Annotated in this window: 13 protein-coding genes; 5 read left to right on the forward strand and 8 right to left on the reverse strand. The window is 72.5% G+C overall.

The annotated features are described in order from the left end of the window. Positions 1-35: 35 nt before the first annotated feature. Both N6H00_RS33745 and yczE read right to left on the reverse strand, forming a co-directional pair. On the reverse strand, positions 36-410 hold the full coding sequence (locus N6H00_RS33745) for an RNA polymerase-binding protein RbpA (RefSeq protein WP_014056358.1): 375 nt from the start codon (positions 408-410) through the stop codon (positions 36-38). A 256-nt stretch (positions 411-666) separates the two neighbouring features. Then, positions 667-1,338 carry a membrane protein YczE gene (yczE, locus tag N6H00_RS33750; RefSeq protein ID WP_443073124.1) on the reverse strand — a complete coding sequence of 224 codons (672 nt, stop codon included), beginning with the start codon at positions 1,336-1,338 and terminating at the stop codon, positions 667-669. Between the two features lie 96 nt (positions 1,339-1,434). On the opposite strand from yczE, the gene N6H00_RS33755 reads away from it, so the two are divergent. Further along, positions 1,435-2,958 carry an SCO1417 family MocR-like transcription factor gene (locus tag N6H00_RS33755; RefSeq protein WP_268975625.1) on the forward strand — a complete coding sequence of 508 codons (1,524 nt, stop codon included), beginning with the start codon at positions 1,435-1,437 and terminating at the stop codon, positions 2,956-2,958. Between the two features lie 722 nt (positions 2,959-3,680). On the opposite strand, the gene N6H00_RS33760 is transcribed toward N6H00_RS33755, so the two are convergent. Continuing rightward, positions 3,681-5,348, reverse strand: a complete 1,668-nt coding sequence (locus N6H00_RS33760; protein WP_443073125.1) for a hypothetical protein — start codon at positions 5,346-5,348, stop codon at positions 3,681-3,683. Between the two features lies 1 nt (position 5,349). Next, positions 5,350-5,544, reverse strand: coding sequence for a hypothetical protein (locus tag N6H00_RS33765; protein WP_268975627.1), 195 nt, complete (start codon positions 5,542-5,544; stop codon positions 5,350-5,352). 219 nt (positions 5,545-5,763) lie between these two features. On the opposite strand from N6H00_RS33765, the gene N6H00_RS33770 reads away from it, so the two are divergent. The 3 genes from N6H00_RS33770 (at position 5,764) to N6H00_RS33780 (ending at position 8,176) form a co-directional block, all read left to right on the forward strand. Continuing rightward, positions 5,764-6,186, forward strand: coding sequence for an ankyrin repeat domain-containing protein (locus tag N6H00_RS33770; protein ID WP_268975628.1), 423 nt, complete (start codon positions 5,764-5,766; stop codon positions 6,184-6,186). 545 nt (positions 6,187-6,731) lie between these two features. Then, a complete protein-coding gene (locus N6H00_RS33775) occupies positions 6,732-7,580 on the forward strand; it encodes a glycoside hydrolase family 16 protein (protein ID WP_268975629.1) in 849 nt (282 codons plus the stop codon). Between the two features lie 140 nt (positions 7,581-7,720). Further along, a complete protein-coding gene (locus N6H00_RS33780) occupies positions 7,721-8,176 on the forward strand; it encodes a peroxiredoxin (protein WP_268975630.1) in 456 nt (151 codons plus the stop codon). A gap of 104 nt (positions 8,177-8,280) precedes the next feature. Here the strand turns inward: N6H00_RS33780 and N6H00_RS33785 are convergent, their stop codons facing one another. After that, entirely contained in the window at positions 8,281-11,208 is a 2,928-nt protein-coding gene (locus N6H00_RS33785) for a glycoside hydrolase family 2 TIM barrel-domain containing protein (protein WP_268975631.1), read from the reverse strand. A 164-nt stretch (positions 11,209-11,372) separates the two neighbouring features. Between N6H00_RS33785 and N6H00_RS33790 the strand changes: the two genes are divergently transcribed. Then, a complete protein-coding gene (locus N6H00_RS33790; RefSeq protein ID WP_268975632.1) occupies positions 11,373-11,732 on the forward strand; it encodes a DUF4180 domain-containing protein in 360 nt (119 codons plus the stop codon). A 21-nt stretch (positions 11,733-11,753) separates the two neighbouring features. On the opposite strand, the gene N6H00_RS33795 is transcribed toward N6H00_RS33790, so the two are convergent. The 3 genes from N6H00_RS33795 to N6H00_RS33805 form a co-directional block, all read right to left on the reverse strand. Beyond that, positions 11,754-13,364, reverse strand: a complete 1,611-nt coding sequence (locus tag N6H00_RS33795) for a penicillin-binding transpeptidase domain-containing protein (RefSeq protein WP_268975633.1) — start codon at positions 13,362-13,364, stop codon at positions 11,754-11,756. A gap of 40 nt (positions 13,365-13,404) precedes the next feature. Further along, the gene (locus N6H00_RS33800) at positions 13,405-13,596 is read right to left on the reverse strand and encodes a hypothetical protein (protein WP_268975634.1); all 192 of its coding nucleotides are present in this window, start codon (positions 13,594-13,596) and stop codon (positions 13,405-13,407) included. A gap of 166 nt (positions 13,597-13,762) precedes the next feature. After that, positions 13,763-14,410, reverse strand: a complete 648-nt coding sequence (locus N6H00_RS33805) for a LutC/YkgG family protein (RefSeq protein ID WP_268977221.1) — start codon at positions 14,408-14,410, stop codon at positions 13,763-13,765. Positions 14,411-14,493: the final 83 nt, after the last annotated feature.

Genomic DNA, 14,493 nt, shown 5'->3' on the forward strand with positions numbered 1-14,493 from the left:
CCCGGCCCTCGTTACCTCAGTGCTGCCGCTCGGAATCAGGCAGACTTACGGGTGTCCCGCGGATGCACGGCGATGTTCATGGCACCGGAGCGCAGGACCGCCAGCCGCTCGGCCAGCACCTCCTCGAGCTCCTCGCGGGTGCGCCGCTCCATGAGCATGTCCCAGTGCGTGCGCGCGGGCTTGCCCTTCTTCTCCTCAGGTCCATCGCCGTCCACCAGGAGTGCCATGGCGCCGCACGCCTTGCACTCCCACTCCGGCGGGATCTCCGCCTCTACCGAGAACGGCATCTCGAATCGATGGCCATTCTGGCATGCGTACTCCACCGCCTGGCGCGGGGCCAGATCGATGCCGCGGTCGGTCTCGTAGCTGGTCACCACGAGTCGCGTGCCGCGAAGAGCTCGCTCACTCATGAATCGTGCCTCCCGGGCTTGTCGCCCACAGGACAGGTGTCGCTGTCGTCGTCATCCGGTCAACGTCCGGTCGGCGGTGAAGATTCCCGTATTGGGACATGCGTCGCCCGTCGTGCCGCCCCGTTGTTCTACCCACCGGCGCCCGGTTTGTCACATCTGGCAGCAGATGTCACCCAGCGTTTCTGGTACTTTAGCGCGCAGTAACGGTCCGCCTGGTAGGCCGAGGGCGTACACTACCGCCCCGACCGCGTCAGCTCTAAATCAGGTCCTGGACCTGGGGTTCGACGCCGCCCCGCGCCACGATCCCGGAGCCCGTCCCGGCCGGTGCGGGAATCGCGAAAACGCGCAGGAAGAACTGCGACAGCGGCCCGATGGCCAGCGCGAACAGCACCGTACCGACCCCCACGGAGCCGCCCAGGGCGAAGCCGGTGGCCAGCACCGCCAGCTCGATCCCGGTCCGCACCAGCCGGATCGACCACCCGGTGCGCCGGTGCAGCCCCGTCATCAGCCCGTCCCGCGGGCCCGGACCGAACCGTGCCGAGATGTAGAGCCCGGTGGCCGCGCCGCACAGCACGATCGCGAAAACCAGCATCGGAATCCGCACCGTCAGGGCGTCCGGCTCCGGTATCAGCCACAGGGTGGCGTCCACCGTCACTCCGATCACCAGCACGTTCGACACCGTGCCCAGCCCCGGCCGCTGGCGCAGCGGGATCCACAGCAGCAGCGCGGCGACGCCGACGACGATCGTCACCGTGCCGATCGACAGCGAGGTGTGCTCGGCGACGCCCTGGTGAAAGGCGTCCCACGGGTCGAGACCGAGCGTGGCACGCAGCTGGAGCCCCATGGACACGCCGTACAGGACGAGCCCCACGTAGAGCTGGACGAGACGGCGCGGAAGGCGGGACGGGCGGGGAAGGGGGTCGGACAATGTGTGCTCCTGGTGAGAGTGGCCTGCGGCATGTCACTCTGAGGTCCGGAACCAGTCCAGTTCCATGGCCAATACGCGAAAGGTGGACCGTGTCCGATGAGTCCATGGACCTCTGCGGTCGGGGCACCGCAACTGGCCCGGCTGCTCGGGTCACAGCACACCCGTGACGGCGTGGCCGCCGGGGCCGCGGCCGCCCTGACCGGGGGCCGCCGTGTCCCCGCCTACCGTTCCCTCGCCGACGGCGTACGGCTGCTCGTCCTGGAGGGCCGGGTTCCGGTCGCAGCCCGGCTCCCCGCCGAGCGCGAGCTCGCCGCGGCGCTCGCGGTCAGCCGCACCACCGTCGCCGCCGCCTATGAGGCGCTGCGTGGCGAGGGGTTCCTCGAGTCCCGGCGCGGCGCCGGGAGCTGGACCGCCATGCCCGCCGGAAGCCCGCTGCCCACGCGGGGGCTCGACCCGCTCCCGCCCGAGGCCGCGGCCTCCGTCATCGACCTCGGCTGTGCCGCGCTGCCCGCCCCCGAACCCTGGCTCACCCGCGCGCTGCACGGCGCCCTCGAGGAGCTGCCGCCCTACGCCCACACCCACGGCGACTACCCCGCCGGGCTGCCCGCCCTGCGCCAGGCGCTCGCCGACCGCTACACCGCCCGTGGCATCCCGACCATGCCCGAGCAGATCATGGTCACCACCGGCGCCATGGGGGCGGTCGCCGCCGCCTGCCGGCTGATGGTCCGGCCCGGCGAGCGGGTCGCCGTCGAATCGCCCAGTTACGCCAACATCCTCCAGCTGATGCGGGAGGCGGGCGCCCGGCTCGTCCCCGTCGCCATGGGCGACCGGCTCGCGGGCTGGGACATCCCGTCCTGGCGCCAGGTCCTCAGCGCCGCCGCACCCCGGCTCGCCTACGTCATCGCCGACTTCCACAACCCCACCGGCGCCCTCGCCACCGAGGAGCAGCGCCGGCAGCTCGTGGACGCCGCCCGCTCCGCCGGAACGATCCTGGTCGCCGACGAGACCATGGCCGAACTGCGCCTGGACGACGACGCCGGGCAGCCCCGGCCCGTCTGCGCCTTCGACCCGGCGGGCAGCACCGTGATCACCGTCGGCTCGGCGAGCAAGTCCTTCTGGGCGGGGATGCGCATCGGCTGGGTGCGCGCCGCGCCCGACGTCATCCGCAGCCTGGTCGCCGCCCGCGCCTACGCGGACCTGGGCACCCCCGTCATCGAACAGCTCGCCGTCGCCTGGCTGCTGAGCACCGGAGGCTGGGAGGAGGCCGTCGAGGTGCGCCGGGCACTGGCGCGCGACAACCGGGACGCGCTCGTCGCCGCCCTCCGGCGCCATCTGCCCGACTGGGAGTTCACCGTCCCGCACGGCGGGCTCACCCTCTGGGCCCGCACCGGTGGCCTCTCCGGCTCGCGCATCGCGGACGCCGGCGTCCGCCTGGGGGTCCGGGTGCCGTCGGGGCCCCGCTTCGGGGTGGACGGCGCGTTCGAGGGCTACGTACGGCTTCCGTTCACCGTCGGCGGAGCGGTCGCCGAGAAGGCCGCCACCCGGCTGGCCGCAGCCGCCGACCTGGTGGCCACGGGCGCCACGATCGAGGCCGAAACGCCCCGCACGTACGTGGCCTGACCGCCCGGGATACGTTCCGGCGGTACGTGCCCTCGCGGGACGTGCCCGGCCGGGAGGTGTCCGGCCGGGACGTGTCCCAGTGGGTCATCGCCCGCCGGCCATCGCCCGGCCGTGCGTCCCTCCGGAGGAGCGCCACCCGGCCGGGCCGGGACTGGGGTGCCGTGGGTCCTGGCGGGACGCGAACCGGCGGCACGCCCAGTGGGTCATCGCCCGGCGGGGCGCCCCCTTGTGGGACGCCTCCGCTGGGGCGTCCCTCGGTGGGGCGTCCCTTGGTGGGACGTCATCCGGCCGGTGCCGGTGCCGGTGCCGGTGCCGGTGCCGGGGGTGGGGGTGTCGTGGGTCCTGGTGGGGTGTGCCTGGCCGGGGCGTGAGCCGGTGGGCTGTCCGGTGGGTCATCGCCCAGCGCGCCATCGCCCGGCGGGGCGCCCCCTTGTGGGACGCCTCCGGTGGGACGTCATCCGGCCGGTGCCGGTGCCGGTGCCGGGGGTGGGGGTGTCGTGGGTCCTGGTGGGACGTGCCCGGCCGGGGCGTGAGCCGGTGGGCTGTCCGGTGGGTCATCTGCCGGTGGGGCGTCACCCTGATGGGGCGCCTCCGGCGGGGTATTGCGCGGCGGGGCGTCACCCCGGCGCGTCCCCTGGCATGGCAGCACCCCGGTCCCGGGGGACGTGCCCCGCGGGTCAGGGCCCGGTGGTCATCGCGCCGAGGGGCGCTCCCGGCAGGGTTCACCCGGGCGGGGGCGGGGGTGGTGTTGGGTTTTGGGTGGGGAGCAGGCGGAGGACGGCCTGTCGCTCGGCTTCGCCGGCTGCCTCGTCGTACGGGTCGGGCGTGGCGGGTACCTGGAGGCGGTGGACCGGGCCCGTGCCGAGGCGGGCGTAGCCGCGGCCCGGGGGGACCTCGGGCGTCGGTGTGGTGTGCGGCGGCGCCCCGAGGGCGGCCGTGAGCTGCTCCGGCGAGGCCGGGCCGAGGACCACTCGGGCCCGGGTGTTGCTCCGCACGGTCTCGCTCAGCCTTTCGGCGGTGTCCAGCTGATCGGCCACCACGACCCGTACGTTCGCCGCCCGGCCGTGCCGCAGCGGCACGGTCAGCAGTTCCTGTGGATCGGTGCGGCCGTCGGCCGCCGCGAGATGGCTCAGCACCGACGGCCGGTCCAGCAGGACCCACAGCGGGCGCTGGATGTCCTCCGGCGGCGGATGGCCCAGCTGGCGGGCGCGGTTCGCGGCGATCAGCCGGCGCTCGGTCTCGTGGCCCGCCCACTCCAGCGCCGTCAGCGTCCCGGCCAGTCCGCACTCCACCGCCAGCACCCCCGTACGACCGCTCAGACACGCGTACTCGCCGGTGCCGCTGCCGTCCACCACCAGTACCTCGCCGTGGGGCAGCGCCTGGAGCGCGATGGACCGCAGCAGGGTCGTGGTGCCGCTCCCCGGCTGGCCGAGCGCGAGGAGATGGGGTTCGGTGGACCGCGGGCCGGTGCGCCAGACCACCGGCGGTACGTCCTGCGTCTCCGGCTCGTTCCCCGCCGCCTTCCTGAGCCTCCCCGCGCCCCCTGTGCCGCCCGTGCCGCCCGTGCCCCCCGCGTCCTCCGCGCCTTCCTCGCCCGTCTCCGGGGCCGTCAGCACCGGAAGTGTCCGCTGCACCGACGAGGCGTCGGTGAAGCCCAGCACGGTCTCGCCGGGCGCGGTGACGAAGCGCTGGGCGTGGATCGCGGTGGACAGGGCGGGCAGCACGGTCAGAGTGAGACCGTTGGCCTCCTCGTCCCACTCGAACAGGTACTCGCGACCGCGTCCCGACTTCGCGTACAGCAGTTGCTCGATCCGGGTCCGGGCGGCGGGGTCGCCGTCGGTGAAGTACGCGGGGTAGCGCAGGTGCAATCGGGTGATCCGGCCGCCCTCGTCGAAGGCGAAGGAGTCGAACACCGTGGACCAGTCGCCGCCGTGGCGGTAGAGCGGGCTGGGGTCCTCGGTGGCGGAGAAGTACGGCACCAGCGCCTCGTAGAGCATGCGCAGCCGCTCGGTGCCGTCCGGGCCGGGCGGTCCCGGTGCGGCGGTGGCGCCCCCGCGCCCGGCCCAGCCCGCCGCGCCGATCAGGCTGATCGCCGCCGCCAGCGGCCCGTACGGCAGCAGGAAGAGGACGAAGCCGCAGGCGGCCACCAGGAAGAACACCGGGCCGCGGCGGTCGCCGGGCAGCTCCGCCCATCTGCGCCGCCCGGCGGCGGCGAGCACGCGCGCGCCCCGGGAGAGCGCGACCAGCGGGTGGAGCACATCGGCCACGCCGTCGGCCGTGGTGCGGGCGAACGCGCGCCCGCGCATGAGCGGGACGAGCGGACTGCCCGCGGCGCTGCCGAGGCGGGGGCGAAGGCCGAGGCGGGGGCGGGGGAGCGGTCTCCGGACCACGTCAGATCTTGATCCCGCCCAGGAGGCTGGCGAGGCTCGCACCGCCCGCTTTGATGCTCGGCGCGATCGCGGTGGACGCGAGATAGAAGCCGAAGAGGGCGCAGATGACGGCGTGCGACGCCTTCAGGCCGTCCTTGCGGAAGAAGATGAAGACGATGATGCCGAGCAGGACGACGCCGGAAATGGAGAGGATCATCACGGTCTCCTGGCTGGTGGGGGACGGTCAGTCACCATGAGGTGTTCCAGGATCACAGCATGTATCCACCGGGCGAAAGGTGCAATTGGGTGGATTATCGGTGTAATCATCACCATGGGTGTGTGGCACCGTGAACCGGTCGCCCTCCCGGGCCGGTCGGCCGCCCCTCCTTAGGGTGGTGATCACATACTCAGGTAGCGAAGCCGGAGGCGACAGGCCATGACCGAATCGAACCCCGAGAGCGAGCCCGCCCACGACCCGGAGGTGCTGCAACTGGCCGCCAAGGTCTTCGACCTGGCCCGGCACGGGGACACCGATACGCTCGCCGCCTACGTGGACGCGGGTGTCCCGGCCAATCTCACCAACGACAAGGGCGATTCCCTGCTCATGCTCGCGGCCTACTACGGCCATCCCGCGACGGTGTCGGCACTGCTGGAGCGCGGCGCCGACCCCAATCGGGTCAACGAACGGGGTCAGACCCCCATCGCCGGAGCCGCGTTCAAGGGCGAGGAGGAGGTGCTGAGGGTGCTGTTGGCCAAGGGTGCGGACCCCCGGGCCGGATCGCCCTCGGCCGTCGAGACGGCGCGGATGTTCGGGCGGGAGGATCTGCTCGCGCTGTTCGAGGGCCCGGGGTCGGCGTAGTCGGCGTAGTCGGCGTAACGGAGACCGCTGAAGCCGCCGTTCGGCCGTTCCGCCGTTAGGTTGTTCTGCCGTTCGGCCGTTTGCGTTCCGTCAATTGATCGTTCAAGAGGTGAAGCGCGCGAGCTCATTCGCCCGCTGTGCGTCCAGGGCCCTGGACCCCCGGCCGGTTGTCGGTGTCGGCCCCGGGGTCCTCGGCCCCGCCTCGGCCCTGTCGAACAGAGGTCGGCGCCGTAGTGTCCTGAGAGTTCGACTTCTGTCGGTTCAGGGGGAGTTGGACCGGAAGCCGCATCGAACTCTTTGAGGCAAGCAGGTCCAGACCTATTGACATGCCTCGAACAGCGCTGGACATTGTGTCTCCCCGGAGGTGACCGATGACGGCCCAGGCGCAGGAAGCCCAGTTCTCGACGGGCGCTGATGCGCACGCCTCCGGTCCGTACGCCTGCCGTAGCGCAACGGGCCACGGCCCGTAGCCGCCGGACGCACACCTTCCCCCACGGACCGGCACCGCCGGTTCCATCCCCCACACAGGAAGGCACCACCGTTCCATGAGTAGGACCCTGCGCAATACCGTGATCGGTCTGCTGTCGGCGACCGCGCTCGCCGCCACCCCCTGGCTCACCACCCCGGCCACGGCGACCCCGCAGACCACCGCCGCCGCCGAGTTCACCGACAACTTCGACGGCCCGGCGGGCAGCGCGGTCGACGCCTCCAAGTGGGGCTACGAGACCGGCGACAACGTCAACAACCACGAGCGGCAGTACTACACGGACGGCACCAAGAACGCGGCGCTGGACGGCAACGGCAACCTCGTCATCACCGCCCGCAAGGAGAACCCGGCCGACTACAACTGCTGGTACGGCCGGTGTGAGTACACCTCCGCCCGCCTCAACACCGCCCAGACCTTCACCACCGCCTCCGGCCATGTCGAGGCCCGGATGAAGCTGCCCCAGGGCCAGGGCATGTGGCCCGCCTTCTGGATGCTCGGCAACGACATCGGCAGCGCGGGCTGGCCCAACTGCGGTGAGATAGACATCATGGAGAACGTGGGCTTCGAGCCCAGCACCGTCCACGGCACCATCCACGGGCCCGGCTACTCCGGCTCGGGCGGCATCGGTGCCGGCTACACCCTGCCGAACGGCGCCAAGTTCTCCGACGACTTCCACACCTTCGCGATCGACTGGTCGTCCGAGAAGATCACGTGGTCCGTCGACGGCAATGTCTACCAGACCCGCACCCCCGCCGACCTGAACGGCAACCGCTGGGCCTTCGACCACCCCTTCTACATCATCCTCAACTTGGCCGTCGGCGGTTACTGGCCCGGCGACCCGGACGGCAGCACCACCTTCCCGCAGCAGCTGGTCGTCGACTACGTCAAGGTGACGGGCGGCAGCTGACGGCGGCAGCCGATGTGGAGGCCCGCCACGGGTGCAGTGAGCGGGGCCTTCACATCGGCGCCCGGTCGTCCGTGCGCCGCCGCTCGGCCTCGCTACCCGCCCCCGGGCGGCCACCTGCCGGGGGCGGGTAGCGTGCCGCCATGGACATCGGTGATGTGGTCGAGGACTTCGAACTGCCGGACGAGAGCGGCACCGCCCGTTCGCTCACCGGGCTGCTGGCGGACGGCCCGGTGGTGCTCTTCTTCTATCCGGCGGCCTTCACCCCCGGCTGCACCAAGGAGGCGTGCCACTTCCGGGACATCGCGGCCGAGTTCAGGGAGCTGGGCGCCCAGCCGGTCGGGGTCAGCGCCGATGCGGTGGCGAAACAGGCGGAGTTCGCCCAGGCGTACTCCTTCGGCTATCCGCTGCTCTCGGATCCGGAGGGGGCGGTACGGGAACGGTTCGGGGTGAAGCGCGGGATCGCGGCGGTGCCGACCAAGCGGGTCACCTTTGTGATCGACACCGATCGCACGGTGCTGGAGATCGTCAAAAGCGAGTTCCGGATGAGCGTGCACGCGGACCGGGCGCTCGCGGCCCTGCGCCGCAGGAGCGGCTAAGGCCGGGGCGGGCCGGCGCAGCTGGGCAGGCACCCGGTCCGGGGCCGGTCGCCAAGACCGGCCCCGGACCGTCGAACCGTCAGCTCAACGGCCCCGTCGAACCGTCAGCTCAACCGCTGGAAGGTGAACGAGAACGCGGCGGGTGCCGCGTCCAGACGGTGCTCGTCCAGTACGCCCGGCCCGCAGGACTGGCTGCCGATGCCCTGCTGTCCGTGGTCGAGGTTCACCCACACCGTCTCGTTCGACGCCTCCAGATCCGGTGTGTGCTCGGCCGCGTCGAGCTGCTCGGTGGTCCAGCGGCGTGCGGTGAACCAGAAGGCCGGCTCGCCCTCGATCCGCACCCCCGACCCGTCGGGTGCGGTCAGCCGCACCCAGCGGACATCGGCGCGGGTGCCGTTCTCCTGCGGACGGACGTACGGCGTCTGGAGCTCGTCGACCGACAGCGCCCACCGGCCGATCCGTGCGGCGGCGCGGGTGTCCGGGTACGCCTCACCGGGGCCGCCGCCGAACCACTCGGCGGCGCCCAGCGCGGCCGGGAGCCCCAGCCGCAGGCCCAGGCGCGGCAGCGGGCAGGTCCACTCGCCCAGCGGGGTGACGGAGACCGCCAGGCTCAGCCGTCCCGCCCCGTCGGCGGTCCAGCGGTAGACGGTCTCCAGGGCGAGGTCGACGGCGGCGGGCGCGACCCGGGCACGGACGGTCAGCGCACCGTCCGGCGTCGTCTCCACCGCGTCGACGCGGTGCCGCATCCGGTGCAGTCCGAGCCGGCGCCACGTCACTCCCCAGCGCTCGTCCGGCTGCCAGGACGCGCCGTTGTCGTTGTCGGTGGGCGCGCGCCAGATGTCCAGCCGGGGCGGTTCGGTGACCGGCAGGCCGCCGAGGGCCGTCAGGGCGCCGGTGGCCGCGTCGAAGACCCCGGGGCCGAGTACGATCCGGTCGCCCTCGCGGCGCGGCGCCTCCCCCGAGGCGAGGGCGCGCGGCCGGCCGGTGCCGGGGGCGGCGGGGAGCTGGGCCCAGGCCACCGGATGGCCCGCTTCGGCCCACGCCGTGGCGGCCGCGAGCCGTGCCTCGACGGTCCACCGGGTCTCCGCCCCCGCCTCGGCGCCGGGCGGCGCCGGAAGCTTCAGATCGGCGGATTCGCCGGGGGCCAGGGGTGGCACCGCGAGCTCGCCCGAGCCGATCGCCTCGCCCTCCGCCTCATAGGTCCAGGAGAAGGCGAGATGGGACAGATCGGCGAAGTCGTGGCCGTTGGTGATCCGGACCGTGCCGTCGGCCCCGTCGCCCTCGATCCGCACCGGCTCGATGACCTTCTTGTACTCGACCAGTCCGGGGGAGGGGGTGCGGTCGGGGAAGAGCAGCCCGTCGCACACGAAGTTCCCGTCGTGCAGCTCCTCGCCGAAGTCCCCGCCGTAGACGTGGTAGAAGCGGCCGTCGGGGGCGCGCCGGGTGAAGCCGTGGTCGATCCACTCCCAGACGAAACCGCCCTGGCACCGCTCATGGTTCTCGAACAGCCGCTGGTACTCGCTCAGTCCGCCCGGCCCGTTGCCCATGGCGTGGGCGTACTCGCACAGGATGAACGGCAGCGCCCGGCGCTTGGCGTCCATCTCCGCATCGGCCCACGGCGCCTCGGTGCGCCGGCCGATCCGGTCGACCTCCTCGTGCGGTGCGTACATCCGGGAGTAGACGTCCGTGTCGGCGCAGGACAGATCGCCCTCGTAGTGGATCGGCCGGGACGGGTCGCGGTCCCGCACCCAGGCGGCCATCGCGGACAGCCCGCGCCCGGTCCCGCACTCGTTGCCCAGCGACCACATCACCACGGCCGGATGGTTCTTGTCGCGCTCGACCATGCGGGCGGCCCGGTCGAGCAGCGCGGGGGTCCAGCGGTCGTCGTCCACCGGGTTGTTCCGCCAGCCCAGCTCGACGAAGCCGTGGGTCTCCAGATCGCATTCGTCGATGACCCACAGCCCCAGCTCGTCGCAGAGCCCGAGGAAGGCCGGATGCGGCGGATAGTGGCTGGTGCGCACGGCGTTGATGTTGTGCTGCTTCATCAGCACCAGGTCGCGGCGCATGGTCGCCAGGTCCACCGCCCGCCCGTGCTCCGGGTGGAACTCGTGCCGGTTGACGCCGCGGAAGAGCACCCTGCGGCCGTTGACCTTGAGCAGCCCGTCCTCGACCACCACGGTGCGGAAGCCCACCCGCAGCGAGACGCTCTCGCCCGCGGTGGTCAGCCGCGCCTCGTACAGCCGGGGCGTCTCCGCCGTCCACGGCTCGACGGGGACGGTGGCGCTCTCCCCGGTGGCCAGGTCCAGGCCCAGCTCGGGGACGGTGACCCGGCCGCCGGGGTCGGCGTCGATCCGCAGCGTGCCCTCGCCGGTGGTGTGGTCGTACGAGGCGTGGACGAAGTAGTCGGCGAGCGCGCCCTCGGGGCGGTGCTCGAGCGTCACCTCACGGAAGACACCGGGCAGCCACCACTGGTCCTGGTCCTCCAGATAGCTTCCGGAGGACCACTGGTGGACCCGTACGGCCAGCACGTTGCCCGACGGTTTGAGCAGGCCCCCGACCGCGAACTCGTGCGGCAGCCGGCTGCCTTTGAAGGTGCCCAGCTCCTTGCCGTTGAGCCAGACCCGGGCGCAGGACTCGACGCCCTCGAAGCGCAGCACCGCGTCCCCGCCCTCGGGCCAGTCGCCGGGCAGGTCGAACCGGCGCAGATGGTCGCCGGTCGGGTTCTCGGTGGGGACGCGCGGCGGATCCACCGGGAAGGGGTAGCGCACATTGGTGTAGATCGGCGCCCCGTGGCCGTGCAGCACCCAGTGGCCGGGCACCGGGATCTCGTCCCAGCCGCGGGCGTCGTATCCGGGGCGGGCGAAGGAGTCGTCCTCGGCGGTGGCGGTCGGCGACAGCCGGAAGGACCACGTCCCGTTCAGGCTCAGCCGCGCGGCGTCGGAGGAAGGGGTCCAGGGACGGGGCGGCAGCGCTCCCGTGCCCGGGGAGACGTCCTCGTAGTAGGGCAGTGGCGTGTGCTGCGTGGAGCTCATCGTTCTCCTCGGTCAGCCCTTGGTACCGGTCTGTGCCACACCCTGCACCAGCGGGCGCCGCGATGACCAGGGGTCATGGGGGGACCCGGGGTGCGGGCGGGTCCCCTGACGCGGGTCGCGTTGTGCCGTCGACCGCCACCGGAGGTGGCATTAGCCCGACCGTCATGAGTGGCCTCCAGACGATCCACGACGTCCCTGTCCTGATGTGTGCCCACGAGGGCGAACTCATCGGCTGTGAACGCGACGCGCTGGATCTCATCGGCGACGCCGGGTACCAGGGCGCCCGGTGGGTCGTCGTCCCGGCCGGACGGTTCGACGAGGCGTTCTTCCGGCTGAGCACACGCGTGGCCGGCGACATCATCCAGAAGTTCGTCCAATACGGTCTGGGGCTGGTGGTCCTCGGTGACATCTCCCGCCACACGGAGGCCAGTTCGGCGCTGCGGGACTTCGTCCGTGAGTGCGATCGGGGGCGGCAGACCTGGTTCCTCCGGGACGTCGAGGAGCTGCGGGAGCGGCTGAAGTGACTTTGGCGGGTGGGTCGAGGCTCAGCCGGTTTCGAGCACCGCGCGGACGACCGGTCCGGCGGCATCCCCGCCGTGGCCGCCGGCGGTGACCACGGCGGCGGCCGCCACATCGTCGCGGTAGGCGGTGAACCAGGCGTTGGTCTCGGCCTGGCCGTCGATCTCGGCCGAGCCCGTCTTGGCCCCGATGTCCCCGGTGAGCCCGGACATCGCCGAAGCGGCGGTGCCGCTGGTCGCGGTCAGCCGCATCATGGCCTTCAACTGCGCCACGGTGGCCGGGCCCAGGCTGCGGTCGCTGGTGGCGATCTCCCGGTGGTCCACGGAAGGCGGCACCAGGACGGGCTGCTTGAAGGTGCCCGTCCGGGCGGTGGCCGCGACCGACGCCATGGTGAGCGGGTTCATCTGGACCGTGCCCTGGCCGATCATGGCGGCGGCCTTGTCGTCGCCGCCCCCGCTCGGCACCGCACCGTCGAACGTGGTGATCCCCACCCGCCAGTCCAGCCCGATCCCGAACACGGACCGCGCCTCCTCGGCCACCGCGCCATCGGGTACGGCTCCGGCGAGCGAGACGAACGCGGTGTTGCAGGACGCCGCGAAGTCCTGCGCGAAGGTGGCACCCGGCAGCTCGCCGTTCTCGACGTTGTGGAACGGCATGCCCTGCGCGTACGACGCCGTCCTGGGGCAGGGCACCGGGAGGCCCGGGGTGACCTTGCCGGCCTCCAGCAGGGTGGCCGCGGTGACTATCTTGAACGTCGAGCCCGGCGCGGTCTGCCCCTGCAACGCGGCGTTGAACTCGGTCCGGTCGGAGTTGGCCACCGCCAGGATCTCCCCGGTGCTGGGCTTGAGCGCCACCACGGAGGCGCCGTCGCGCGTGGCCACGGCCTCCTCCGCGCTCTTCTGGACCGCGGCGTCGAGGGTGGTGCGCAGGGTGCCGGGCTTGCCCTTCGCCACCACGTGAAGCGTCGCCCCGGTGGTCCCGTCGGCCTTGACCACCGACACCTCCACCCGCGTCGCGCCGCCCACGGCCGCCCCGTATCTCGACCGCAGCGCGGTCAGCACCGGGTCGAGCGAGGGATAACGACCCTGCGGCAGCTCCTTGCCGTCCCGGTCCAGCACCCGGACCGGCGAATTGTCCGCCAGATCCGTCCGCAGCGTGTCGGTGGCCCCGAGCCGGGGGTGGAGGACCGAGGGCTCCCAGTCGACCAGCGGCTTCTTGGTGGTCCGGCCGCGCACCACGGTCAGCCGCGATGTGTAGGTCCAGCGGGAAGTGGCCTTGTCGAAGACCACCTCGGCCTTCACGGTGAACGACACCGTGGTGCCGTGCTCCGCGCCCGGGGTGAGAGTCACCCTCCGCACATGGGCGTCGTCGCGATAGCGGCTCAGCGCGCCCAGGGCCGCCTCGGCGTTGTTGGTGTAGCCCGCGGCCAGCATGTCATTGCCGTCCGCCCAGGCGTCGAGGAACTCCCGGGCCGTCTGCCGGGTCTCCTCCGCGGTCACCGGGCCGTCGCGCAAGCCCGTGGTGTCGCCGCCGGTCACGCCCCGGTACAGGTTGTACCCGCCGTAGCCGGCGATCCCCAGGAGCCCCGCCGTCGCCGCCCCGAAGGCGACCTTCCCCAGCACCCGCAGCACCTGCATGGCGTGCCCCCGCTTTTCACGTGTGGCCGGCTCGTGTGGCTCAGGCGGCCTGCTCCATCTCGCCGCGCAACGCCCGGGTGTAGACCCTCAGCAACCGGCTGTACTCGGCACGCTCCGAAGGCCGCAGCGCACGGCCGCCCCGGGCCCGCAGAAAGACGCGTATCGCCTCGTTGGCCTGGTCGGTGGTGGAGGTGGTCAGTAAGGCGGGTTGATGAGGAGGAGTCGGACGCATGCCATAAGAGTAAGGGCCCCTACCGACATCAGCATCGGCTTAAACCGCCCAACTGCGGTGTTACCGCCGGTATGTGAGGAACGCCGCATCCACCGCGCGGGTGTTCCCCTCCCCGTCCCCATGGCATATGCCCCGCCCCGGCCGGGGGATGCCTCCCGCTGACCCATCAGCTCCGACCAGCGGTTTCCGGTCCGGTGAGGATCACCTCGAGGGTGCGGGGGCCGTGGACGCCCTCGACGCGGTCCAGTTCGATGTCGCTGGTCGCGGACGGGCCCGAAATCCAGGTCAACGGGCGGGTGGGATCGAGGCGTTCCAGGGCCTGGGGGACGGAGTCCACGACCTGGTCGGGCACCCGGATGACGCAGATGTGGTGGTCGGGGACCAAGGTGATACGGCGTCGTCCCTGGTCGGGGGCGGCGTCCAGGACCACGGTGCCGGTCTCGGCCACGGCCACCGCGCACGCCGTCACCACGCTGGAGACCGCGTCCAGGTCGTGCGGGGTCAGCTCCGCCGTGTCCGGAACCCGGCGCACCGAACCGGGCACGGCGGACAGCCAGGAGGCGGGGAGGCCGGGGGGTACGGCCACGCCGGTGGCGCCGCGGTCGGCGAGGAGACGGGCGATCAGGGCCGGGAGGGACGGGGCGTCGGCGCGGTGGACGATGGCGCGGTAGTCGGCCAGGTGCTCCGCGAGGAGATCCACGCTCTCGGCGGCGGTCCGGTCACCGTGCACCCGGTGGTAGGCGCGCTCGACCGGCACCTCGTCCGGTGTCTCGGCGCGCGGCACATCGGTCAGCGCACGGCGGACCCGGGCCATGACCAGGGCGCGGGAGCCGAGACTCCGGGGGGCGGGACCCTGCGGCCCGGGGTGCTGGGTCTCACCCTGTGGCCCGGAGTCCG

It is taken from the genome of Streptomyces sp. S465, assembly GCF_026898115.1.
Lineage (GTDB): Bacteria > Actinomycetota > Actinomycetes > Streptomycetales > Streptomycetaceae > Streptomyces > Streptomyces luomodiensis.